This is a genomic window from Helicobacter sp. 11S02629-2 (assembly GCF_002272875.1).
Lineage (GTDB): Bacteria > Campylobacterota > Campylobacteria > Campylobacterales > Helicobacteraceae > Helicobacter_I.
Window position 1 is genome coordinate 14362 of sequence record NZ_MLAN01000013.1, and the last position, 23948, is coordinate 38309.

Below are 23948 nucleotides of genomic sequence, written 5' to 3' on the forward strand. Positions count from 1 at the left end.
AGGTTCTATGATCTGCCTCCTTAGGGGGGTTGTTATCTTAAGCCATTTTGTTACGTAAGATTCTAACACTTTTAGAAAGAGAATCCAGAAAATAGTAGATATTTTCCAAACTTTCAGAAAAGTGAGGGCTTACTCTTAACCAGCCGGGTTTTTCTTCTAGGTCATCAAAACTTTTAGCTTTTAAGCCTAAGAGTTCATGTCCATAGGGCCCAGCACAAGAGCAGCCTGCACGCGTTTGTATATTATACTCATGGCTTAACATATAGCTTAAGTCATAAGGGGATATACCAGCTATATTAAAGCTTATACAAGCCGTTGCATTTTTGTAACTTTCCCCATAAATGCTAATAGCAGGGATGCTTTTTAACTCGTAAAGTAAAACTTGTCTTAGTGCTTGCTCTTTTAGCCCAACATACTTAAAGCCTACCTCATCTACTAACTGAAATGCAAGAGTTGCCCTAACTAGCCCTAAGATATCTAGGCTACCAGCTTCTTCACGCCTTTGTATGTCAGAAAAAAACTCTGCCACTTCACTATTAGCATACTTTATACTCCCCCCACCTGCAAAGCTTGGAGGAAGGCTAGTATCATAAAGCTTTTTATCAAAAGCTAAAAGTGAGCTAGCACTTACTGCGCCTAAAAGTTTATGGCTTGCATAGCTTGCTATATCAAAGTACCTTCCTTCAACTAGGAGGTGCGGGCTACTAGCTGCTAGGTCATACATGACTATAAAGCCTTCTTCTCTTAAAAGAGGGCTTAGGTCTTTATAGGGGGCTATTAGCCCAGTTACGTTACTTGCTAGATTAAAGCTTGCTAGTTTTAGCCCCTTAAGCTTATCACTAGCTTTCAAAGAGGCAATCTTTTCTTTTACGTTTTCTAAACTAAACTCTAGCTTAGAATCTAAGCTTACACCTATGCTTTTTAGCAAGCTTTCTCTCCAAGAGATCTCATTAGAATGGTGTTCAAAGCCTCCATGCAGGCAGATTCCAAGTGGTTTTGGATTTAAAGCTTGCTTTAGTTTTGGAGGTATGTAGACGCCTAGGATCTCTTGGGCGCGCTTTATAGCAGAGCTTGAGTTAGGGAAGTTACAAAGCAGGGCAAAGTTTTCACTTAGTCCTAGAATCTTTTTTAATCTAGCCTTTGCTTCATCATAAACCTTGCCCATAAGCTGTGCGTGAGTGCTTGAGTGTGAGTGGGTATTAGCAAGATAGGGAAGAAGGTCTCGCACTCTTTTTTCTATAGGACTAAAAGCTAAGCTGCTAGCTGAGTAGTCAAGATAGACATGACCTTTATTTAAGATAGTATTTTCTCTTATATAGCCCAAAGCAGCGTTATAATCAAGCCTAGGATGCTTACTATCTCCACTTTTAAACTGCTTTAAAAATGGTGCAAAAAGCTTAGTTAGAATCTTATCTTGTGTCATGTTTAGCCCTAGTTGTAAAATTATAAATGAACTTTATCGCCATGTTAAAAAGTATACCTTCTAAAATCGCTGCTATGATAAAAGCATAGTAAGTTTTTTCATCTATGGCATCTAAGGAGTAGCCAAGTGAAGCTGTAGCTACTAAAAAAGTCAGTGGCATACAGTCGCTAAAAGCATAAAGGATGGTGTTTTTTACACTTTTAAAGTAACTTTTAAAAACTATAGTCGCTGAGACTATCCTAACTGCAAACATACCAAGTATGATTAAGATTCCTTGCAGTAAGACAGCGTAGTCTGCAAAGACCTTTGTTAGGTCTAGCGTTGAACCCACGTGTATAAAAAAAGCTGGCACAAAAAAGCCAAAGCCTATATCGCTAAGCTTATGTACCATATCCATCTTATAAGCAAAAAAAGTCGCAACTATCATGCCGGCTAAAAAAGCACCAAGCACAAGCTCTAAGCTTAAAAGTCCAACTATCATAATAAGTACAAAAAACAGCATCATAGAAAAACGTATATCTTGAGAATTAGAATCACTTGGTGGCATAAACCAAAGTCTTAACTTTGGCCTCCACCAAATGACAATCTTTCCTATCTTAAAAAAGAAAGCTATTACTATAAGAAAGCCAACTAAGATTCCCAAAGTCTTATAAAAGCTTAGGCTTCCTAGCCCATAGCTATAAATGCCATTAATAATAACTAGTGCAGTAATACTTATAAGCTCTCCTATTATGCCTATTTTTAAAGCGACACTTAGCCACTCATTATCCTTACCATAGGTTCTAATAAGAGTTATTATCACCCCTACACTCATAACTGGGAAAACTACTATATAGATAAAAGGAAGCCTTAAAACCACAACGATAATGCAAGCAAAACCATAAAGCAGCACAAAGTAAAAAAATGCACGTTTATAAAAGCGCTTGCCTAGCTGTAAAAAGCCTCTTAGGTCAACTTCCATACCCGCTAAAAACATAAGATATAAAAAGCCAATCTGAGAGAGGATTTCTAACTCATGAGAGTTTTTTAAGATACCACTATAAAAAGCCAAAGCTCCTAATATCATCTCAGAGACTATAATTGGGAATCTAAAAAGCTTCCCTATATAAGGCGCTATAACAATAAGGGCAGCTAGTACTGCAAAGTTTACTAGATCTAGCTCCTCCATCTTACTACTTAACCCTTAAGCTTACATAGCGTGGCAGCTTGCGGCTATATCTAGTCCATAAGCCTTTAGCATATCTATATCGCGTGCTGGAGTTTGCCCCTTAGTTGTTAGGTAGTTGCCTAATACTATGGCATTAACCCCATATCTAAAAAGCTCTTCTTGGTCTTCTCCAAACACGCTTTCCCTCCCGCCAGATATCATAAGTCTTGAGTTTGGCAAAAACTCATGGGTTAAAACCACACACTCTAAGGCTTCTTGCCTACTCATTACCTTAGTTGCTATAGGCAAAGCAGGATTAGGCATATAAAAATTAAGCGAAATGGTGTGCGGGCTAAGCTCACGCAAGGCTTTTAAAAACTCTATCCTTTGAGAAAAGCTCTCCCCAAGTCCATAGATCCCACCACAGCAAAGCCCAAGCCCAGCACGAAGAGAATCTTCACAAGTTTGATATCTCTCCTCCCAAGTGTGAGTTGAACAGATGCGTGGGAAAAAGCTTTGTGCAGTCTCTAAGTTATGGTTATAGCTATCTACACCATGGTCTTTTAGATACTTTAAAGATTCTAAAGAAGCACTTCCACAGCAGGCTATTAAGTGCAAATCAAGGTCTTCTTTTTTAAGTGCGTAACTTACACGTGCTATGTAGTCTAACTTGGCATCATCTAAGCTTCGCCCAGAAGTAACTAGGCAAAAGCCTAGCATGCCAAAAGTTTTAAGATACTTCGCTTCTTTTATAATGGTCTCAAGTGGCTTAAACTTATAAGTTTCAACCTTAGTTTTATGGTGCACACTTTGAGTACAGTAAGCACAATCTTCAGGGCAGTTACCACTACTGACATTAGATATAGAACAAAGAAATATAGACATGGACAAATCCTTAAGTAGTTTGCTGGGTAGATATAACAATGGCTTAATTTATCATATACACTTAAGTAAAGCAAGAAAGACTTAATTTAGATTCTATAAATTTATAGAATCTAAAAAAATTAGTATCAAAAGGCTTACACCTAGCCATAAAAACTAATGTAATCATAAATGCTAAGTCTACTTATGCAAGATAGATCCAAACATGCCTTATCTCATGCCTTTTAGTCCTCTAAAACCTTAGATGCTTTTTTGTACTTCCTTTCTAAAAGCACAAGGGCTATGGTTAGCAAGACTAAGATTACAGCTATAGTGCCCATTATGCTAAAAACTCCATTCCAAGAATAATGCTTTTCAATTAGGGCAATAGGTGCTCCTGCAAGAGCAGCACCAACATAAGTCACTCCACCTTTTAGCCCAGTAGCAGCACCTGCACCATCAGCGTGAGAGGCTTCTATAACTCCTAGTGCAAAAAGCATCTGAGGGCCATAGATCCCAGCTCCAACTATAAAAAAGAAAAGTGCTACAAGATAGTAGTGAACGTTTATAGTTAGCCCAACTCCCACCATGCCAATAATTAAGATAATGCTATAAATTAAGATAGTAGTCCACCTATCAGCACGAAAGAATCTATCTGAGATAAAGCCAGCACTTAGCCCGCCTAAGATTCCACCTACTTCAAACCACGAAACAAGTGAGTTTGACTTTATAAGATCCCAGCCTAGCTCTTTTACAAAGTACACACTAACCCAGTCATTAGTCACAGTGCGTATGATATAGATGCACAAGTCTCCTATGATGGCTAGCCAGATTATGGGGTTATTTAAGATATAAGTGTAAAACATCTTCCACATGCTAAGTCCGACTTTTGAACGCTTATTAATTTCAAGTTGTTGCTTGTCGTTTTTCCACTTGCCAATATTTGGCAAGCCGTACTTTTCAGGTTTACCTCGCATTAAAACTAGGGCTATAACAGCTTGGATGATAGTAATAGCTGCTGGTACAAAAAAGGCATATCGCCAGTTTCCACTATAGGCTATAACTGCTGAAGCGATAATTGGCGCTAGGGCACCTCCGACGTTATGAGAAGTATTCCACAGTGAGTACCAGCTACCTCTTTCTGACTTTGAGTACCATTGACTTATAGCCTTTGCAATTGGTGGGAAGCCACAGCCTTGGGCTATGGCTGTTAAGCAGTATAAGGTTAGTAAAAGCCCCACGCTATTACTAAACCCTATGCCGACATTAATAATAGCTACTGCGACTAAGACTAGGGTTAAAAACATCCTAGGGTTTATTCTATCTGCTAGCAGTCCTGAGCCAAACTTAGATAAGCCATAAAGTATGTAATAGGCTGAAGAAGCCACACCAAACTGAACCGCAGTCATGCCTATATCTTGCATCAAAAGTGGTGCTGCTGCTGCAAAAGCCTTTCTTGATATATACATAACTGTATAAGTTAGAAAGGTAGCTATGATGATCTGCCATCTTATCCTTTTATAAAGTGCATCTGTTTGCATTTCGTTTCCTTTTATGTGTTTGTAAATACAAGCTTATAAATTGTACTATGTAATATAAAAAAACACATTCTTTATGTGTTACTAAAAGCAAGATAAACTAGATACAAACTTGCACATATGAAAGCAGTAATATCGCACATATAAGCTATCTCTTGCTTTAAGTGCCCTTGTCTCAAAAGTGCACTAAAGAGAAAATTACATCACACAACTACGTAAGGAAGGTATTTGAAAGCAGTTCTAATCGCTGGCAATGGAGAAAGCCTAAAAGATATAGATTTTAAAAGGATGCCTAAAGATATAGATGTATTTAGGGTTAATCAGTTCTACTTTGAAGATAGCTACCTTACAGGCAAGAAGATAAAGGCTGTCTTTTTTAACCCAACTATCTTAAAAGAGCAGTTTTTAACTATGAAAACCTTAGTCTTAAAAGGTGAGTATGAGATAGAAAACTACTACTGCACACTTCTTAATAGTCTTTATATAGAAGGGCTTAATCCTGACGCACCTAAGATAGATGTATATGCTCTTAAAAAGATCTTCCCTGAGATAAGACACTACTATGAGTACTTAGAAAAGATAGAGGAGTTTAACTACTTTGTAAACTTTAGCAACTACTGTCAAGACACTAGACCAACTAGCGGCATAGCTATGATATTTACCGCTATAGCACTAGGTTATACAGAGATCTATGTTGCTGGGATAGATCTTTATGGAGGCACTAAGTATGCTTTTAACTACAGCTCTTCTAAGCTTGCTAAGTTTTATCCGCGTTTTAGCTATATAGATCAAACTGACCCAAACCACTCTAAAGACATAGATCTAAAAGCCTTAAGACTAGCAAGTAGATACTTAGAAAGTAAACGCCTTAAAAGCCAAAACAACTTAGCAGATAACCTAAATTGTATAGATGCTTATGGCGAGACTAGCTTTGATCCTAAGGCTAAAGTAGCTAGTGTAAAGTTAGATTCTATGGAATCTAGATTTAACCTAGCTAACTTACTAAGCTTTAATGCCATCTCTAGCTTTAGTCCTTTAAAAAGTGCCCCTAAGCTAAAAACTATCTTTAAGCCTAAAGTTTTTGGAATCTATAGCGTTAGTAAAAGTAGTGCTATAAATGAAATCTTACCGCTAGCACCCCTTCGCTTTAAGCATGACTTTAAGATAGCCCCCAAACCAGAAGGTTACATAAAAGATATATTAACTAGTGCAAAAAAAGATGAACTTGAGGCAATAGATGAATATACTTCACGCTTAAAAAAGCTTATGGAATCTAAAGGCGCTCACAAAGAGGTTGCTATCTTAAAATCAAGTCTTTGGTATCAACTCTATATAAGCACTTATGTTTTTAGCAAAGCCCTTTATGCTTTAGTAAAAAAGCTGCTATCCAAAAAGTCTAGTTTGAAATAGATTCTAAAATTAAGAGATAAAAAGAAAGTCTGTTCTTGATGTTTGATTAAAAAATATAGAAGAAAGTATCTTAGCGACAAGTCCTTAAAAAGGGCTTGGCACTAAGAAGCCACGTCTAAGACGCGTGCTTACGACTAAGCCTTAAACCTTAGTCTTATTATAAGAGTCCCAAATCTTATAAAGGCTGAAATTATATATCACTAATTATTAATATAAGCTTAAGTTTAAAACTACATAGCTAGCATATCTATCATGTAACTAAACTTCTTTTTTTACACCACCAGCACAGATAAAAATGTAAAAAATCACTACTATTTATTTTAGATTTTTCATACTCTTAACAGATTAGTAAATAAATACAGGCTTTTATAGATTCTAAGCCTTACAAATAGTAACTATTTTAATTGATTTGCAATATTAATGCTAAAAAAAGTATACATATTATCCAACTATTAAGATAGACTGAAATTTGCTTCAGATACTACAAAACAAAGAGTGCTACATGAAAACCAAAGTAAAAAAGTCGCTAGTTAGACTAGATAAATCCTTGTCACTAGCAAGTCACAAACTTCTTATACCATCTTCCATCTTTCAAAAAAGGAGTGTTTTATGGCAGTTAGGTCTATAAGGTGGGTGACGTTTATTATCTTAATCTTTGGTGCAGGAAGCATCTTTAAACTAAGCTCATTAAAAGATGCCTTTTACGTGCCTATGCAAGAGTTTATGCATCTTAGTAATACACAAATTGGCGTTGCTTTATCAGTGTATGGGATAGTACAAGTTATAGGCAACTTTGCTTCTATTTATATATCAGATAGGTTTAGTAAGAGGATTTTGATACCTTTTGCACTTTGTGGCGTAGGCGTAGTTGGAATCTATATATCAACCTTTCCATCTTACTGGGGGATCTTAGTAGGCTGGGGGCTTTTAGCTCTTTTTGGTGAAGTAGTCTACTGGCCTGTGCTTTTAAAGTCAGTTAGATTGCTAGGAGATTCTAGTATGCAGGGGCGGCTTTTTGGCTTCTTAGAAGCGGGGCGAGGTGTGGTTGATACCATAGTTGCTTTTGCGGCTTTAGGTATCTTTTTACTACTAGGTAGCTCTGCTGGAGGCTTTAAGAGTGCTATACTTTTTTATAGCGCTGTAGTTATAGTTGCTGGGATTTTGGCTTTCTTCTTCTTAGATGATGACAAGATAAAAGACACAGATGAAAGCGGTCAAAAAGTCTCACGCAATAAGCTAGCTTGGGAAGGCGTAGTACGCGCACTAAAAACCCCTTCTATCTGGGTAGTTTCTATGAGTATTTTTACAATTTACTCAGTCTACTGTGGGCTTACTTACTTTATACCTTTTTTAAGAGATATCTATGCTATGCCAGTAGCTTTAGTTGGCGCTTATGGGATAGTTAATCAGTACGCTTTAAAAATGGTAGGTGGGCCAATAGGCGGCTTTTTAGCAGATAAAGGCACCCACTCTGCTACTAAGTTTTTAAACTACGCACTAATCCTTTGTGCAATAGCAATGATAGTGTTTATCTTCTTGCCTCATAAAAGTATGAATATCTATCTAGGTATGTGTTTGACACTTGGCTTTGGGGCTATAGTCTTTGCTATGAGGGCTACTTTTTTTGCCCCAGTAGATGAGATAAAAACGCCTCGTGAGATAAGTGGGGCGGCTATGAGTATAGCCTCGCTTGTAGGCTACTCACCTCAGCTTTTTTGCTTTGCACTTTATGGATTTATAATAGATTATTTCCATAAAGAGCTACTAGGCTATAGGATAGTTTTTGGAATCATGGTGTTTTTTGCCATATGTGGAGTGATAGTCACTTCAATACTAATGGGCATGATAAAGCGCAACAACGCAAGACTTAAAAAACTTGATACTTTGCAAACTGCATAAAGGATATTAAAAATGGAAAAGATAAAACTAGGGCTTGAAAGTGAAAGCATGCACCTTTGGCTGCAAAATGGATATATGGATATCTTAGAGTTTATAGACTTTGCGCATGAACTAGGCTTTGATGGAGTGCTAATAAATATCATAAAAGACTATGGGCTTGACCCTGAATGGGGCGCTTTAGGAAGTGATAATCCTACTCATCTAGAAAAGATCGCACAAAAACTAAAAGACTATAAGATGTTTTGTGAGATAGATTCTAAAGGCTTTGATATAGAGAAGTTTAAAAAGATAATCAAAGTCTGTGAAGCACTAGATGCAAAGATAGTTAGAAGCTATGTTCCACTAACTAATAAGCAAAAAAAAGATGAGCTACAAAGGGCTAAAAGCACGCTTGCAAGTGCTGGGGCATATGATGATTCTAAAATCCATGCTAGCTTTGATGTAAGTGAGTTTTATAACTCAGCTAGTGAGATAAAAGCCCTTATCCCCCTACTAGAAAAACATGACTTAAAGCTAGCTTTGGAAAACCACGAGTACCAAACTAGCACTGAAATAGTAGAACTTATAAAAAGGGTTGGACACAAAAGGGTTGGCGCACTTTTTGACTTTGGCAACTCTATGATGTGTTATGAAGAGCCTTTAAAAGCGTGCAAAGACATAGCACCTTTTACTTTTAGCACTCACTGCAAAGACCATATAGTTTTCATAGAAGAAAGCACTCCTTATGTCTGTGGTGTGCCTTTAGGAGAAGGCAACATAGATATAAAGTCTTGCCTAAAAGTGCTTTTAGATTCTGGATTAAAAACTATCAATCTTGAAGTGTGCTTTCCTTACTGTGCTACTTTTAAAAGAGAGATAGGAACTGGCGGGGTAACAAAGCTAGGAGAAGGAAGCTTTAAGCTAGAAAAGCCACTTTTCCCATATCTTAAAGCCTTAGAGTACTACTACCCACAAAGCGTAAAAAAAGAGTACTTAGAAAAGCTACTAGTAACACAAAAAGAAGGAGTCATAAAAAGTATGAAGCACCTTCAAAAGTTATTAGGTGAGTTGTATGAAGCCTAAAATCTTACTTTCATGTGCACTTTTTAGCGTCTTTTTAATCCAAGCTTACGGACAGGATAAAGATTTTAAGCAAGATATAGAATCTAATACACCTAAAACATCTAGCATAAGCAAAGAAGAGCTAGCAAAACTAAAAGAAGAAATTAAATCTGAACTAAGAGAGGAGATGAAGCAAGATTTAAAGCAGAATCTAAAGGCAAAAGAGGATTTAAAAGCAAAAGAGAATCTAAAAAAAGACACAAAAGAGGCTAGTTCTAAAAGAGGATTTCAAGTCTTTGAAGGGCTAAAAGGCTTTGCTTTTGGAAGATATACGGCTAACTTTGGAAGAGATGGAAAGGGCTATGCCCAGCAGTGGCGTGCTATCTTAAACACTAAGACACTTGATTATAAAGGCTTTAGTCTAGGGCTTGGGGTATTTTTCGGCATAGGGAGTAGTATAGCTGATGGGGCTAACTCCTTTGATGATATAGGGGGCTCAAGGGCAGCTTTTATAGGTAGGAGGATAGGGGATAGATTTAGCATATCTCAGATATATGGGCAAAAAGAGTTTAAGCATCTAAGCATAAAAGCAGGAAGGATGAATCTAGTAACGCCATTAAGTGACGCAAGCCTAGATATGGGAACTGGTATAAGGATAGATGGGGAGCGTAAGATAGATATAGGAAGCTTTAAGTATCAAGCAAGTATCTATGATAGCTGGAATACAGACTATGGCTTTTACATCCTTAGTGGTCGCGGGCAGATAGGAAGTAATGGAAGCACAAGCCCAGCTTTTGGCTTTGGTAACACTATGGCAATCTTAGGGCTTAGCTATGATGGCTATTTTAAAGCTAGACTTTTTTATAGTTATGCAAATAGGCTTTATGACTATATGATATTTTCTGATATAGCCTATAGTCATAAGCTAAGTGAGAATGTAAGCTTTGGTCTCAAAGCACAAGTAGCAACCCTAGGGCTTAATGACCACCCTACTATAAAGTCAAGAAGTGCAGGAGCTTATGTTATAAACGAAGAGTTTGCCGGGGCTAATCCTCTTTTTATCCACGCCAAAAATAGAGGTATCTATAATGTAAATGCAAGCTTTAAAGCCTTTAGCTTTGAGGCAAAGGCTGGCTTTTTGGGTAGCTTTGAAGAAGGCTATGGCGTACTCCATGATGGAGAAGCCAGTATAGATGTGCCTGGTAAAATATGGCTAAGTGGGATAAGTGCGACTTATGAAGGTTTTTCCTTTCTAGGGTCTGGCTCTAAAAAAGGCACAAACATCTATCTACCCTACTTACAGTTTAGTTATACAATAGATTCTAAGCTAAAAGTAGGTCTTGATCTAGTCTATCTTGGAGGGAATAACAATATGCCACTTTACACAGCCAAAGGCATAGGGCATAACAACAAAAACCTTCCTAAGCTTTGGTCTAGCTTGCCAAAAGGGGCTGATGAAAACGTTTTTAAAGCTATAAAAATCTATGAGATAACTCCTACTATCTCTTATCAGATGACGCCTAATTTTAAGTTTAGTGGCTACTATGGGACATGGCTTGGTGAAGTTAGACTAAGCCGCCTTAGAGTTGAAGGGAGATATACTTTTTAAAAAAAGGTATAGAAAATAATAAAAAAGGGGTTAACCCCTTTTTATTTCTAAGAAAACTATCAACCAAGCTAAGGCCTTGCTTAAATAAAAAATAGACAAAAGAAAATAAAAAAGCTTTAGATATGGAATCTAAAACTATGGCCACTTATAAATAACTCCTATGCTCCTTCTGTGCAATGGAAGAAAGCACTGATTTAATCCATAAATGTTACTTTATGAATATAATAAATACATACTAGTGTGTAAAAAATACGCCTTTAATAGAATCTTATACATCTTAGACAAGCTATCAGTTAGAATGACTACTAAATACTAAATATAAAGGAGTAATTATGAAAAAATATGTAAGACTAAGTATCATCACGCTTAGTTTATTAAGTGCATTAAGTGGAGTAGCCCTAGGTGCTCCTGCTTTAAACGCACTTGCAACGCTTACAAGAAAAGATGTAAATGCCTATATGGAAGTAGACTTAAAAGCATTTAAAAGCAATATACAAGAGGCAAAAAAGCTAGCTGGACACTCTAAAATCTGTGCTGTATTAAAGGCTAATGGCTATGGAGCAGGGATAAATAATCTTCTTCCAACTTTACTAAGTGAACACATACCTTGCATAGGCATAGCAAGCAATGAAGAAGCTAGAATCTTACGTGATGGCAAGTTTAAAGGAGAAGTGCTTCGCATAAGGGCTGCTAGTATGAGTGAGATAAAAAGTGGTATGAAGTATCACATAACTGAGCTTATGGGTAATCTTACCCAAGCTAAAGCACTTAATGCTCTAGCTAAAAAAATGCATAAACAATTAAATATCCATATAGCTTTAAACTCAGCTGGTATGGATAGAAATGGCATAGATCTAAGTTCAAACATAAACAAAGAAGACGCAGTAAAATTAGCCACTTTACCAAATCTAAAAGTAACTGGCTTTATGACTCACTTTCCTTTTGATGATAAAGCTAGGATAGATGAAGGTATAGCTAGATTTAAAAAAGATACTAGCTATATCATAAAAGCCGCTAAACTTGATAGAAGTAAACTCACTTTGCACGCAGCTGCAAGTAATGCCATCATAAATATCCCAGAATCTCACTTTGATATGGTGCGTCCGGGTGATTTGATCTATGGTTATGGAGGCTATGATATCCCTATACACTCTATCACTAGCTTTAAGTCACACATCGCTGTGATAAACACTTACCCTAAAAACTCAACTGTTACTTATGATGGGACTTATACTTTAAGTAGAGACTCTAAGCTTGCTAATATCCCAGTTGGATACTCAGATGGCTACTCACGTGAGTTTAGTAATAAAGGCTTTGTGCTTATAAGAGGACACAAAGTCCCAGTGGTTGGAAGGGTAACTATGAATACATTAATGGTAGATGTTACAGACTATCTTGATATAAAAGCAGGAGATGAGGTTGTATTTTACGGTAAGCAGTGTGGCAAAGAGATAAGTGCAGCTGACTTAGAAAAAACTAGCGGCCTAAGCTTTTATGAAGTCCTAACTAATCTTGGCAATGCAAACCAAGCTTTTATAAAAGACCCTAACAAAAAAGAAGTGTGTAGCACCAAATAGATAGCAAGGCAAGATAGCAAGACAAAATATCAAGGCGGGATAGTAAAAATAGATAGCAGGGCTATAGAATCTTTTTTTAGATTCTATAGCTTTCTTAAGGCTTAAAAGAGACTTTTACTTAGCCCCAGCACTTTCTAAAATCTTTACCATATCGCTATAGTTTTTGGCCTTAGCATGCTGCAAGGCGCTTACTCCATCTTTATCTTTTATATTAACATCTACGCCACCTTCAACTAGTGCTTTTACTATCTCAGTATGCACCTTGCCGCCATTTCCTAATATAACTGCTTCTAAGAGGGCACTCCAGCCAAGATTATTAACATGATCTTTTGGGAAGTTAGGTGTGTTAACTAAAAGCTTTACTATATCAAGGTGACCTTTTTCACTAGCTGGTATTAAGGCTGTGCCACCAAAACGGTTATAGATTCCAAAGTTAGCACCGTGTTTTAGTGCCTTTTTAACAAAGTCTAGATTACCTTCAGCACCAGCATAAAGAAAGGGGCTATTAAGCATGTCATCTTGGCTGTTGACTGAAGCACCTGCATCTAGTAGTAAAAAAGCTATCTCATTATCATGATTATAAATAGCTGCCATAAGAGGCGTTTGACCTTTGGCGTTTTTAACTTCTAAATCTGGCTTAGTTTTTAGAATCTCTTTAACTTTGTTTGCATCACGCTTTGTGACTGCTTCAAATAAATCTTTATGGCTATATCCACCACCCTCCATGGCAAAAAGCAAGTTGCCCATAAAAAGCGTGGCTAGTGTAAGTAGTGTTTTTATCATAAATAGCTCCTTTATCTATGAGATATCAAAATGCACCAAAAGTATAATTACTAAGAGTGCAAGAAAAGCTAACTATAAAGCTTAATAATGCCTGCCTTATGCAAGCATCATAAGCTTTATACAAAAGATACGTTTTAGTTTAAAGTATAGTTAGCCTTCCAGCTCATACCACTTATATCAGTTATAACTAAAGTGTACTCACCTTTTGGAAGGCTTGCAAAGATATCTGATTTAAGACTTAAAGCTGCCCTTGCAGCAAGTGGTGCTACAAGAGAGTGCTTGCCCGGATGCACTTTTACTAAAAGCTCATTTTTTATATCTTCTTTAGGAAGCTTGCTTAAAGCTTCTTGGTTTAACTCATAGACTTTAGTTCCACTTGCATCTTTTAAGCTTATATCCACTATGAAAGCCCCATAAGTATCAGGTCCTTCATCACGGAAGATGGTGAAGTTTAGTGCGTTATTAGCTATATTAACTTTGCTTATCATGATGTGAGGATGCACAGTTTTATTATGAAGCTTACCTATGACGCCACCTGAAAAGTATTGATTAGTCCCTATAGTTACTACTATCATAACTATGGCTAAGATTCCACTAAAGATTTTTATACCACTTGTGCTTAGTGGAAGCTCACCAGAAGCTATCCATATAAAGGCCTTAGACCTAGCAAGTGCTTTACTTTTTAGAAGTAAGTTATCAATGGCGTGAACTCCCCCACCTGCAAAAAAGATAACGATAGCACCAGCCATGCCAAGGATTCCTATCTGCCACTCATCAAGACAAGTACTGCCCATCCAGCCAGCCCCTAGCAAGATGACAAAGGCTAGTATAAAGGCTGCTATGCTCATTATCCTAGTAAAAAGTCCAAGTATTAAAAAAAGCCCAACTACTCCTTCAACTATGGTAAAAAATATAACTCCTACAAGCAGCAAAGAGGCGTGCGTTATAAAGTACTCTATCATGCCTTGTATCCAAAGTGCGTGGGGCAAGAAGTGGTTTATCTTCTCTCCTATGTAGCCTGCAGATTCTGGGTTTAGCTTATCTGCTAAAACTGTTCTTCTCCAAAAGGCTGAAAAGTAAGTCCAGCCTACTACTAATCTTAAAGCCAAAGAAAAATAGCCTGCCATGGTATATGGTTTCATAATGCACCTCCGTGAATTCCTAATAAAAAGTTGTTATGAGAATATTGATGTGAGATTATTGTAATGCTTAAGATGTCAAATGTAGATTCTATGTAGCTTAAAAAATTATACTTCTAGCTAAGGCAACTTAAAGCTTATAGAAAAAAGTATAGATAAGTAAATGTAGCCTTTCCTTTCTTAGGTAAACTAAAGCCTGCCTAGTGCTAAGTAAAAGTTAAGTAATCTTAAGCAAGTCTCACAAAAGGCACATTTTTTCATCTTCTTTACTTTGTGCTTATGACTAAAAATACCCTAAGCGATAGAATCAAAATATAGCATTTAAAAAGCATTAGTTCTTATATCAAGGTAACAAGGAAACAGCGATGAGTATCTCAAGAAGAAGTATATTAAAAGCAAGTGCACTTTTTGCACTAGTGCCACTAGCACCAAAACTACTAAGTGCAACTGAAGCTAGCAAAACTACTCATGCCATGAAGATGGGCGAAGTCATGAGTAAAGCTAAGGAGATGAAGTATGTAACTAAGCTAGTAGAAAACGGAGAAGTGATAACTGGGGCACACTGGGGAGTTTTAAAAGTCACTTTAAAAGATGGCAAGATAGTTAAGTCAGAAGGTGCTTTTAAAGACAAGATGGAAAACCCTCTTCGCTCTGCTACGGCTGATTTAGTCTATACAGATTCTAGAGTGCGCTACCCTATGGTTAGAAAGTCCTATCTAGAAGATCCACATAACAATAAGCCTGAGCTTAGAGGTAAAGATGAGTGGGTGCGCGTAAGCTATGACAAGGCTATAAAACTTATAGCAGACGCACTTAAAGAGACTAGAAAAACTAAAGGCAGTGAAGCCATCTTTGTTGGGGGTAATGGCTGGAAAAGTAGTGGCAATATGCACAATGCAGTAGTGCTTTTACAAAGATTTATGGGTCTAACTGGTGGCTTTACTAAGATAACTGGAGACTACTCAACAGGAGCTGCCCAGACTATACTTCCTCACGTACTAGGTAGTCTTGAAGTTTATGAACAACAAACTGTGTATCCAGTAGTGTTAGAAAACACTAAAGTCATAGTTATCTGGGGGGCTAACCCACTTGCAACGTTAATGGTTGGAGATACAGTTATAGATGGAACTGCTGGGCTAGAGTTTTTTAACTCTATAAGAAAGAGTGATAAGACTATAGTTTGTATAGACCCAAGAGGCACTGAGACAGTCCAGTTTTTTAAGAAAAACAAAAACTTTAAGTGGATAGCCCCAGTGCCTAACACAGATGTCGCCTTAATGCTTGGAATCATGCATACGATGTATACAACCAAGCAGTACAGTAAAGACTTTTTAGATAACTACACTACTGGCTTTCCTAAGTTTTTAGACTATATGTTAGGCAAGAGTGATGGGGTAGTTAAAGATGCTGCTTGGGCTTCTAAGATAACTAGTATAGATTCTAAAACTATAAAAGACCTAGCGCCACTTTTTTATAAAAATACAACTATGCTAATGGGTGGCTGGTCTATGCAACGTGCCCATCATGGAGAACAACCTCACTGGATGTTAGTAACACTTGCTTCCATGATAGGTCAAATAGGACTTCCAGGAGGTGGCTTTGGCTTTAGTTATCACTATAGCAATGGCGGTAATCCAGCAGCACGCGCTGCAGTCATAGGCGGCATGAACGTAGGCACTGCCCACACTAAAGTAACTAGTAATATCCCAGCAGCTAGAATCTCAGATGCTTTATTAAACCCGGGCAAAACTATAGAAAGTGATGGCAAAAAAGTCACCTATCCAGAGATAGAGTTGATGTACTGGGCAGGGGAAAATCCACTAAGCCATCAACAAGATGTTAATAAGACTTTGAAGTCTTGGCAAAAACTAAAAACCATCATCATCCAAGATCCTTACTGGAATATGTCAGCACGCCACGCAGATATAGTCATGCCAGCTACTACTGAGTATGAAAGGGATGATATCTCTATGGTTGGAGACTACTCTCACACGATGATAACCCCTATGAAAGCACTTGTAAAAAGGCAGTATGAAGCAAAAGATGACTATGAGATATTTAGCGACCTTGCAAAAGAGCTTGGAGTATATGAAGAGTTTACTGAAAACAAAACTCCTTCAATGTGGATAGAAGAGTTTTATAATAACGCCTTAAAACAATCAAAGGCTGAAAAACTAGGCATGCCAGACTTTGAGACCTTTTGGAAGGCTAATAAACCTATAGTCTTTGAAGTACCAGAAGAAGCAAAGACTTTTACTAGATATGCAGACTTTAGAGAAGACCCTATCTTAAACGCCCTAGGTACTCCAAGTGGCAAGATAGAAATCACTTCAGAGACCATAGCTAAGATGGGCTATGATGACTGCAGGGCTTATCCTTCGTGGTTTGAACCAGCTGAGTGGCTAGGTATGAAAGATAAGCCAGCAGAGTTTCACATGCTAAGTCCTCACTCCCGCTACCAGCTTCACTCCCAGCTTAATAACACATCTATAAGGAAACTTTATGCCATAAGTGATAGACAGCCTATCATTATGAATGATAAAGATGCTAAGGCTAAGGGTATAAAAACAGGAGATGTAGTTAGAGTGTTTAACAAAAGAGGTGAAGTGCTAGCAGGGGCTTATGTGACTAAAGATATAAAACAAGGCGTAGTTACACTAAGTGAGGGCGCTTGGTTTAATCCAGATTCTAAAGGCTTATGTAAAAATGGCTGTGCTAATGTCTTAACTATGGATGTGCCAAGTTCAAAACTAGCAAATGCTACTTCTGTAAACACCGCCTTAGTAAACATAGAAAAGTATAAAGGAAAGCTAGAAAAAGTAGACGTATATGAACAGCCAAAAAATATGCGCCTTTAAGTAAGGGAAACTTTTAAGAATCTTACTAAGGGGGTCATAGGGCTTTTAAAAGTTAAAGATAGTTACGATAACTATCTTTATAGTAGTAAATATACAGCCTACTTGTGCTTTGTAAGTGCCCTTTAGTTGTAGAATCTAACTCGCAATATCTTTATAAACATATACAAAAGGAAGTCTTATCATGAGTATCTCAAGAAGAAGTATATTAAAAGCAAGTGCACTTTTTGCGCTAGTGCCTTTGGCTCCTAAACTATTAAGTGCTAGCGAAGAAAGTAAGGCTAGACAGCTAGAAGCTATGTCACAGTATATGGATAAAGCCGCTATGATGAAGTATGTAACTAAGCTAGTAGAAAACGGTGAAGTGATAACTGGGGCACACTGGGGTATCTTAAAAGTGCATATAAGACATGGCAAAGTGCTTAGCTCAAAACCAGCCTTTAAGCAAGCTATATACAATCCACTCCAAACTGTTACAAGTGATCTAATCTATGCTAAGTCACGTATCAAATACCCCATGGTTAGAAAGTCCTACCTAGAAGACCCACATAATAATAAGCCTGAGCTTAGAGGAAAAGACACGTGGATAAGGATTCCATACAAAAAAGCTTTAGAGCTTATATCAAGTGCACTAAAAGAGACTAGGGAAACTAAAGGAAGTGAGGCTATCTATGTAGGGGGTAATGGCTGGAAAAGTAGTGGCAATATGCATAATGCCATAGTACTTTTACAGCGTTTTATGAATCTAAGTGGAGGCTTTAGCCATAAGATAGGGACTTTTTCAACTGGTGCAGTTGAAGTTATCTTGCCTCACGTGCTTGGCAGTGCTGAAGTTAGCAGCCAACAAACTGCCTACCCAGTAGTACTAGAGCACTCTAAAGTCATAGTTATCTGGGGTGCTAACCCTATGGTTACTTTAAGGATAGGTGACACTATTATAGATGGAGACTATGGGCTAGAGTTTTTTAGCGAACTTAAAAAGCGTAGAAAAAAAGTCATCCTAATAGACCCTGTAGGAAGTGAAACTGTAGAGTTTTTTAAAGATGATACTAATGCCACATGGATAGCCCCAGTGCCTAATACTGATGTTGCTTTAATGCTTGGAATCATGCATACAATGTATATAACTAATAAGTATGATAAAAAGTTTCTTGATACCTACACTACTGGCTTTCCAAAGTTTTTAGACTATATGCTAGGCAAGAGTGATGGGGTAGTGAAAGATGCCACTTGGGCTAGTAATATAAGTGGTGTAGATATTAAGACTATAGAGTATCTTGCAAAAGAGATGTTTGAAAATAGAACTATGATAATGGCAGGCTGGGGTATGCAGCGTGCCCACCATGGCGAACAACCTCACTGGATGTTAGTAACGCTTGCTTCTATGATAGGACAAATAGGACTTCCAGGTGGTGGCTTTGGTTTTAGCTACCACTATGCTAATGGTGGGAATCCAACTGCACGCGCTGCAGTCATAAGTGGCATGAATCTAGGTGCTCAAAAACAAAAAGTCACTAACTTTATCCCAACAGCACGCATAGCTGATGCCCTTTTAAACACAGGAGCAAGCATAGAATCTAATGGAGGCAAAGCCTCCTATCCAGAGATAGATTTGATGTACTGGGCAGGAGAAAATCCTATCAGCCATCAACAAGATATCAATAAGTTTTTAAAAGCTTGGCAAAAGGTAAAAACTGTGATAGTGCATGACCCTTACTGGAGTGCTACTGCAAGGCATGCAGATATAGTCATACCTACAACTACAGAGTATGAAAGGGATGATATATCTATGAGTGGGGACTACTCTAACCTTAATATAGTCCCTATGAAGGCCCTTGTAAAAAGGCAGTATGAAAGTATGGACGACTATGAAGTCTTTAGCGACCTTGCTATGATGGCTGGGATTTATGATGAGTTTACTGAGGGCAAAACTCCTTCCATGTGGATAGAAGAGTTTTATAACCACGCTTTAAAGCAAGCAAAAAGTGAGCATATAAATATGCCAGATTTTAAGCGATTCTGGCATGAGAATAAGCCTATAACCTTTAAAGTCCCAGAAGATTCTAAGCACTTTGTAAGATACTCTGAGTTTAGAAGTGACCCTATCTTAAATGCCCTAGGTACTCCAAGTGGCAAGATAGAAATCACTTCAGAGACCATAGCTAAGATGGGCTATGATGACTGCAGGGCTTATCCTTCGTGGTTTGAACCAGCTGAGTGGCTAGGTATGAAAGATAAGCCAGCAGAGTTTCACATGCTAAGTCCTCACCCTGCTTTTAGGCTTCACTCCCAGCTTGATAACACCTCACTAAAACAAAAACACGCTATAGCAGGGCGTGAGCCTATATGGATAAATGAGCTTGATGCTAAAGCTAAAGGCATAAAAACTGGAGATGTAGTTAGAGTTTTTAACAAAAGAGGTGAAGTGCTAGCAGGGGCTTATGTCACTAAAGACATAAGACAAGGTGTAGTAAAACTAAGTGAGGGTGCTTGGTATAATCCAGATTCTAAAGGCTTATGTCAAAATGGCTGTGCTAATGTCTTAACGCTTGATATCCCTAGCTCTAAGCTAGCAAATGCTACTTCTGTAAACACTATGCTAGTTAATGTTGAAAGATATAAGGGCGAGGCTAAAAAAGTAGACATCTATGAAGAGCCTAAAGATATGGAGGTTTAAGCTTTTATACTTAAAGTAGCCTTTTTTGGCTAAAACTTATCACACCCCACCAAAATGAGTGTGATAGGCTTTTAAAGATAGAATCTAAAAACTAGCTAGGACATTAGATTCTATCTATTATCTATTTTGGCAACTTATCTTTGGTTAAAAGAGGTCTTCTTGAAGAAGTGGCAACTTGTGGATAGTTTTTAGCTAAGTAGGTAAGTATAAGGTCTTCAGTTTTTGGGTCAAGCTCCCAAAGACCTTGTGTTTTTTGCATCCAAACTATAGTCTCTTTCCACTCCTGCCTATTCCCCCTACCTTCGATTATAAAAGCCGCAGAATGGCAAACTGTGCAGTTTTGCTTAACTTCACTTAGTCCAACATCAACTTTTAAGCCAGTATTAGAATCTAGTTTCTCCGCTAACAAAAAAGAAAAGCACGCCATAAAGATAAGTAAGGGTTTAGCTAGTCTCATATCTTTGCCCTCCTTTTTACACAACTTGAACTGCTATGCGGTGGCAAGCATTATTATTATATCCGCCCGGATTCCACGCTCCTAAGACCATAGGCTGTGATACACCTTTGCTATCAGTAGCCCTAGCCCAAACTTCATAGTAGCCTTTTGTTGGAAAGCTAACATTAGCCTCCCACTCCTGCCATGCTAGGCGATTTATAGGCTTTTTAAGCTTTGCTTTATGCCAAGTTTCGCCATAGTTTATAGACACATGCATACTAGCCACACTTAGATCCCCCGCCCACGCCTTGCCTCTTAGGGCTAAAGACTTGCCAAAAGGAGTATGCACGCCTGTTAGAGGATGAGTGATAAGTGACTTTACTGCCATAGATTCTAAGATGCACATATGTGCGGGGTCGACTTTTGTACCCGGTGCTACTGGTGTGCAAGGGATACGATAAGAGCCCCCACCCATCTTAGGGCCATCATGGACTTTATTTCTAACTACAACTCTAACTAGCCACTTACCAGCCACAGAAGCAGGCCACCCGCCAATGACAAGCCTTAAAGGATAGCCATTCATATAAGGGATATCTTTGCCTTCATACTGCCAAGCTATCAAAGTCTCATCTTCTAGTGCTTTGTGCATAGGAACGCCTCTAGAGATAGGCACCTCGCCACTACCTGAAAGACTAGTGTCAGCCCCATAGTAGCCAATGTATACAGCATCTTTTTTGATCCCACAAGATTCTAAGACATCTTTTAGGCGTACACCAGTCCACCCACCACAGCCTACTGCGCCTAACTGCCATTGATTCCCCCTTACTGCTGGGACTACATCAAAGCGGTTATTCCCCCCGCACTCAAGGACTAGGGCGTAAGTGTAGTGTTTGAACTTCTTTTTAAGCTCTTCTAGTTTAAAAGTAGTTGGTCTTTCACACGATTCTCCTTCTATCCTAAGCTCCCATTTACTTAAGTCTATAGTTTTCTCTTCTGGTGGCAAGCCATTATTACGTATGAAAAGATGCTCTGGTTTAGTAAAGGGGTCATCTAAGAACTGAGGAAGTGTTTCAGCATTAATTGGCCTATCATTTAGATAGATTAAACCTTCTTTTCCTTTAACGCTAAAAGGGTGCAGTTCACTTGCTAAAAGACTAGATATAAAGCCACTTGCGCCATCTCTTGCAAGCGGAAGACTACCTCCTATAAGAGAAGCTAGGGCTAGAAGCGAACCTCCTTTTAAAAAACTCCTTCTTTTTAAAGAAGAAGGCACTTTGTTGGCGTCTAAGTCTTTGTTTGTTAAATCTTTTATATAAGCTTTTTTTATCTCTTGTGTACTTTTTTTCATTTACGCCATCCTTTTATTCAAGCTTGTTTTACCATTTTCATCGCTTTAGTTTCTTTTGTCAAGTTTTTATCAAGCTAGATACATAGAATCTTTACATTAGTGTATGTTTATAACACTTTAAACAGATATGGCAAGCTAACTTTTAGCTTTTGTGTGAATAAGTATCATTCTTTATTAAGAGGGCTTTAAAGAAGGTAGTGGCTTTATGTCTAAATATCTTATTAAGTATTTTTTAAGGGGGGGGGGGGGGTAAAATGGCATCAATTTCTACAAAAGGAGATCTTATGGGATTTTTTGATGTGCTTGGCAAAATTGGAAAGGGAGCTATGAACTCCTTAGAAGAATTCAATGCTGAATTTGAATCCTTAAAAATACGCTTTGCTGATAAAAATGAGGATGAACTTTTAAGGATTTTAAAATCAGGAGACCCTAAAGAAAAAGTGGTTGCACATAGACTCCTAAAAGAAAAATATGGATATAGCAATAAAGACGCATAGATTTTATAAAAACTATTATGTATATAAAAGGAGCAATATGAATAATGATTTTAAGGTATTTGCTAGTTCTTTTTTAGAAGAGATGAAAACGGATCTGGGTATGAACAAAAAATGGAGTTGGACGCCAGCAAACAAAGATAGTTTCTATATTGTTGCTTCTGGCTCTCCTACAAACGCTACTGTTTCTACGTATGTTGAGGAAAAAGATCAGCACAGCAGCACTGATAGACCAAATGAAGGCATGATGGTAGGGTAAATGCTGCTTATCTTAACAGATACTCTTGATAAGCATGCTGATTTCGTAATATCTAAACTTTCAAACAACACTAAATATTTTAGACTAAATCTAGATGTAGAATCTCTTAAAAACACAAAAGTCACATATAGCAATAATGTCTTATTGATCAATATCCAAAGCGTAGCTATATCGACAGATGATATACAAAAAGTTTGGTGTAGACGCTCATTTGTAGAAATACCTTTAGAATATGATGTTGGTGAAAGTGTAGATTTTAAGATTTGGAAAAATGAGTGGAATGCCACCCTTATTGGCTTATATACAATCTTAAAAAATAAAAAATGGCTAAATAATATTTCTGATGCATTAAAAGGTGAGAATAAATACTATCAAATGCAACTAGCCAGAAAAGTCGGTCTTTTAATGCCCGATACTATAGTGTCTAATCAAAAAAATAAATTAATAAGCTTTATGAAAACACATAATGACGACTGTGTGTTCAAACTTATCAATCAAAATCTTTATGTATCTAAAGATAAAACGGTACAAGGTCTATATACCAATAGAATTTCAACCAAACATCTAAAAGATTTTCAAGAAGGTTGTGAAAATCCTATTTTATTGCAAGAATATATTGAAAAACAGTATGAGGTTAGATGGACAGTTGTGAATGGAGAACATTTTGTGTGCAAAATTGATTCTCAAAAGTCACAAATTGCTAATGAAGACTGGCGAAGATATGATCTAGCACAAACACCTCATGTTGCCATGAAAGCTCCTATAGAAATTAAGAATATAGTGAATAAGCTTATGCATATACTTAAGCTTGGGTATGGTGCACTAGACTTCATAGTAGATCCAAGCGGTAAATGGTATTTTCTTGAGATTAACTGCATGGGTCAATGGCTTTGGATAGAGAATCTAACCGGACTCAAAATATCTGATGCCATTATAAAATGGATAGAGCATTAAAGCAATTATTTGTGGCAGTTATTGCAACCTACTATATTCTTTATAGATTCTATGTTAGGCAACATCCTCGTACTTTTGGCTACATTTAATCTGCATTGTAGTTTTTAAGTGTAAGGAGAAGCTTTCGTTCAAAGATTATGGCTACTTTTTCTTTGCCAAACCTAGCACTTTTACTTTTTAGAGATTCTAAAAGTCCCAGCCTAGTTTCTTGCTTTGTGTACAACTTTCTCCATAAACATTTTCCCTGCAACCTAGCACTTCACCACTTGTATAATAAGTCGTGGCAATCATATATTAAAAAATACTTGTTCATATATAATCATTACAAATACCAACTACTTACAAACCAAAAGCAATAAAACAAACAAACCAAACAAGCAAACATTAAAACTAAAGAATCAAACATGTTATAAACATTACAAATATTAAAAAGATTCATTAAGTCTAATAAGCAAAAATGAAATATTAAAAAAATAAAAAACAAGTAAGTTATAAAAC

The 23948-nt window shown here is 37.4% G+C and carries 19 protein-coding genes; 10 read left to right on the forward strand and 9 right to left on the reverse strand.

The window, feature by feature from the left end:
* Positions 1-37: 37 nt before the first annotated feature.
* The 4 genes from BKH40_RS07310 to BKH40_RS07325 all read right to left on the reverse strand — a co-directional run bounded on the left by BKH40_RS07310 (position 38) and on the right by BKH40_RS07325 (position 4972).
* Positions 38-1423, reverse strand: coding sequence for an aminotransferase class V-fold PLP-dependent enzyme (locus tag BKH40_RS07310; RefSeq protein WP_095278253.1), 1386 nt, complete (start codon positions 1421-1423; stop codon positions 38-40).
* Positions 1410-2591, reverse strand: a complete 1182-nt coding sequence (locus tag BKH40_RS07315; RefSeq protein WP_095278255.1) for a cation:proton antiporter — start codon at positions 2589-2591, stop codon at positions 1410-1412. Before BKH40_RS07315 ends, BKH40_RS07310 begins: the two co-directional genes overlap by 14 nt.
* A gap of 21 nt (positions 2592-2612) precedes the next feature.
* Complete coding sequence (locus tag BKH40_RS07320) at positions 2613-3455, reverse strand: biotin synthase (protein WP_095278257.1); 843 nt, start codon at positions 3453-3455, stop codon at positions 2613-2615.
* 221 nt (positions 3456-3676) lie between these two features.
* Positions 3677-4972, reverse strand: a complete 1296-nt coding sequence (locus BKH40_RS07325) for an MFS transporter (protein ID WP_143428469.1) — start codon at positions 4970-4972, stop codon at positions 3677-3679.
* 225 nt (positions 4973-5197) lie between these two features.
* Here BKH40_RS07325 and BKH40_RS07330 point away from each other — a divergent pair, with 225 nt between their 5' ends.
* The 5 genes from BKH40_RS07330 (at position 5198) to alr (ending at position 12505) form a co-directional block, all read left to right on the forward strand.
* Entirely contained in the window at positions 5198-6379 is a 1182-nt protein-coding gene (locus BKH40_RS07330; RefSeq protein ID WP_095278261.1) for an alpha-2,3-sialyltransferase, read from the forward strand.
* A 609-nt stretch (positions 6380-6988) separates the two neighbouring features.
* Positions 6989-8278: an MFS transporter gene (locus tag BKH40_RS07335; protein WP_095278263.1), complete on the forward strand. Its 1290-nt coding sequence runs from the start codon at positions 6989-6991 to the stop codon at positions 8276-8278.
* Between the two features lie 12 nt (positions 8279-8290).
* Complete coding sequence (locus tag BKH40_RS07340) at positions 8291-9340, forward strand: TIM barrel protein (RefSeq protein WP_180675160.1); 1050 nt, start codon at positions 8291-8293, stop codon at positions 9338-9340.
* Positions 9330-10928 (forward strand): major outer membrane protein, encoded by a 1599-nt coding sequence (locus BKH40_RS07345; RefSeq protein ID WP_095278265.1) that lies wholly within the window; start codon positions 9330-9332, stop codon positions 10926-10928. The genes BKH40_RS07340 and BKH40_RS07345 overlap by 11 nt, the downstream gene beginning before the upstream one ends.
* Before the next feature lie 332 nt (positions 10929-11260).
* A complete protein-coding gene (alr, locus tag BKH40_RS07350) occupies positions 11261-12505 on the forward strand; it encodes an alanine racemase (RefSeq protein ID WP_095278267.1) in 1245 nt (414 codons plus the stop codon).
* Between the two features lie 114 nt (positions 12506-12619).
* Here the strand turns inward: alr and BKH40_RS07355 are convergent, their stop codons facing one another.
* Positions 12620-13288: an ankyrin repeat domain-containing protein gene (locus BKH40_RS07355; RefSeq protein WP_095278269.1), complete on the reverse strand. Its 669-nt coding sequence runs from the start codon at positions 13286-13288 to the stop codon at positions 12620-12622.
* A gap of 134 nt (positions 13289-13422) precedes the next feature.
* Positions 13423-14430, reverse strand: coding sequence for a TQO small subunit DoxD (locus BKH40_RS07360; protein ID WP_095278271.1), 1008 nt, complete (start codon positions 14428-14430; stop codon positions 13423-13425).
* Positions 14431-14792: 362 nt separating this feature from the next.
* On the opposite strand from BKH40_RS07360, the gene BKH40_RS07365 reads away from it, so the two are divergent.
* On the forward strand, positions 14793-17285 hold the full coding sequence (locus BKH40_RS07365; protein WP_095278273.1) for a molybdopterin guanine dinucleotide-containing S/N-oxide reductase: 2493 nt from the start codon (positions 14793-14795) through the stop codon (positions 17283-17285).
* Positions 17286-17466: 181 nt separating this feature from the next.
* On the forward strand, positions 17467-19959 hold the full coding sequence (locus tag BKH40_RS07370; protein ID WP_095278275.1) for a molybdopterin guanine dinucleotide-containing S/N-oxide reductase: 2493 nt from the start codon (positions 17467-17469) through the stop codon (positions 19957-19959).
* A 121-nt stretch (positions 19960-20080) separates the two neighbouring features.
* On the opposite strand, the gene BKH40_RS07375 is transcribed toward BKH40_RS07370, so the two are convergent.
* Entirely contained in the window at positions 20081-20416 is a 336-nt protein-coding gene (locus BKH40_RS07375) for a hypothetical protein (RefSeq protein WP_095278276.1), read from the reverse strand.
* 16 nt (positions 20417-20432) lie between these two features.
* On the reverse strand, positions 20433-21743 hold the full coding sequence (locus tag BKH40_RS07380; protein ID WP_095278278.1) for a sulfite oxidase: 1311 nt from the start codon (positions 21741-21743) through the stop codon (positions 20433-20435).
* 284 nt (positions 21744-22027) lie between these two features.
* Between BKH40_RS07380 and BKH40_RS07385 the strand changes: the two genes are divergently transcribed.
* The 3 genes from BKH40_RS07385 to BKH40_RS07395 are packed head-to-tail and all read left to right on the forward strand — an operon-like array spanning position 22028 to position 23450.
* Complete coding sequence (locus BKH40_RS07385; RefSeq protein WP_095278280.1) at positions 22028-22240, forward strand: hypothetical protein; 213 nt, start codon at positions 22028-22030, stop codon at positions 22238-22240.
* A 37-nt stretch (positions 22241-22277) separates the two neighbouring features.
* Positions 22278-22496 carry a hypothetical protein gene (locus BKH40_RS07390; protein ID WP_095278282.1) on the forward strand — a complete coding sequence of 73 codons (219 nt, stop codon included), beginning with the start codon at positions 22278-22280 and terminating at the stop codon, positions 22494-22496.
* Positions 22497-23450, forward strand: a complete 954-nt coding sequence (locus BKH40_RS07395) for a hypothetical protein (protein ID WP_095278284.1) — start codon at positions 22497-22499, stop codon at positions 23448-23450. It abuts the gene before it with no gap.
* 85 nt (positions 23451-23535) lie between these two features.
* On the opposite strand, the gene BKH40_RS08775 is transcribed toward BKH40_RS07395, so the two are convergent.
* The gene (locus tag BKH40_RS08775; RefSeq protein WP_180675161.1) at positions 23536-23673 is read right to left on the reverse strand and encodes a hypothetical protein; all 138 of its coding nucleotides are present in this window, start codon (positions 23671-23673) and stop codon (positions 23536-23538) included.
* Positions 23674-23948: the final 275 nt, after the last annotated feature.

What these genes read in the sequence shown, in the direction of transcription:
- BKH40_RS07310 (WP_095278253.1), bottom strand. Translation starts at nt 1,423, where the DNA reads ATGACACAAGATAAGATTCTAACTAAGCTTTTTGCACCATTTTTAAAG.
- BKH40_RS07315 (WP_095278255.1), bottom strand. Translation starts at nt 2,591, where the DNA reads ATGGAGGAGCTAGATCTAGTAAACTTTGCAGTACTAGCTGCCCTTATT.
- BKH40_RS07355 (WP_095278269.1), bottom strand. Translation starts at nt 13,288, where the DNA reads ATGATAAAAACACTACTTACACTAGCCACGCTTTTTATGGGCAACTTG.
- BKH40_RS07365 (WP_095278273.1), top strand. Translation starts at nt 14,793, where the DNA reads ATGAGTATCTCAAGAAGAAGTATATTAAAAGCAAGTGCACTTTTTGCA.
- BKH40_RS07335 (WP_095278263.1), top strand. Translation starts at nt 6,989, where the DNA reads ATGGCAGTTAGGTCTATAAGGTGGGTGACGTTTATTATCTTAATCTTT.
- BKH40_RS07385 (WP_095278280.1), top strand. Translation starts at nt 22,028, where the DNA reads ATGGGATTTTTTGATGTGCTTGGCAAAATTGGAAAGGGAGCTATGAAC.
- BKH40_RS07360 (WP_095278271.1), bottom strand. Translation starts at nt 14,430, where the DNA reads ATGAAACCATATACCATGGCAGGCTATTTTTCTTTGGCTTTAAGATTA.
- BKH40_RS07395 (WP_095278284.1), top strand. Translation starts at nt 22,497, where the DNA reads ATGCTGCTTATCTTAACAGATACTCTTGATAAGCATGCTGATTTCGTA.
- BKH40_RS07375 (WP_095278276.1), bottom strand. Translation starts at nt 20,416, where the DNA reads ATGAGACTAGCTAAACCCTTACTTATCTTTATGGCGTGCTTTTCTTTT.
- BKH40_RS07340 (WP_180675160.1), top strand. Translation starts at nt 8,291, where the DNA reads ATGGAAAAGATAAAACTAGGGCTTGAAAGTGAAAGCATGCACCTTTGG.
- BKH40_RS07370 (WP_095278275.1), top strand. Translation starts at nt 17,467, where the DNA reads ATGAGTATCTCAAGAAGAAGTATATTAAAAGCAAGTGCACTTTTTGCG.
- BKH40_RS07390 (WP_095278282.1), top strand. Translation starts at nt 22,278, where the DNA reads ATGAATAATGATTTTAAGGTATTTGCTAGTTCTTTTTTAGAAGAGATG.
- alr (WP_095278267.1), top strand. Translation starts at nt 11,261, where the DNA reads ATGAAAAAATATGTAAGACTAAGTATCATCACGCTTAGTTTATTAAGT.
- BKH40_RS07325 (WP_143428469.1), bottom strand. Translation starts at nt 4,972, where the DNA reads ATGCAAACAGATGCACTTTATAAAAGGATAAGATGGCAGATCATCATA.
- BKH40_RS07320 (WP_095278257.1), bottom strand. Translation starts at nt 3,455, where the DNA reads ATGTCTATATTTCTTTGTTCTATATCTAATGTCAGTAGTGGTAACTGC.
- BKH40_RS07345 (WP_095278265.1), top strand. Translation starts at nt 9,330, where the DNA reads ATGAAGCCTAAAATCTTACTTTCATGTGCACTTTTTAGCGTCTTTTTA.
- BKH40_RS07380 (WP_095278278.1), bottom strand. Translation starts at nt 21,743, where the DNA reads ATGAAAAAAAGTACACAAGAGATAAAAAAAGCTTATATAAAAGATTTA.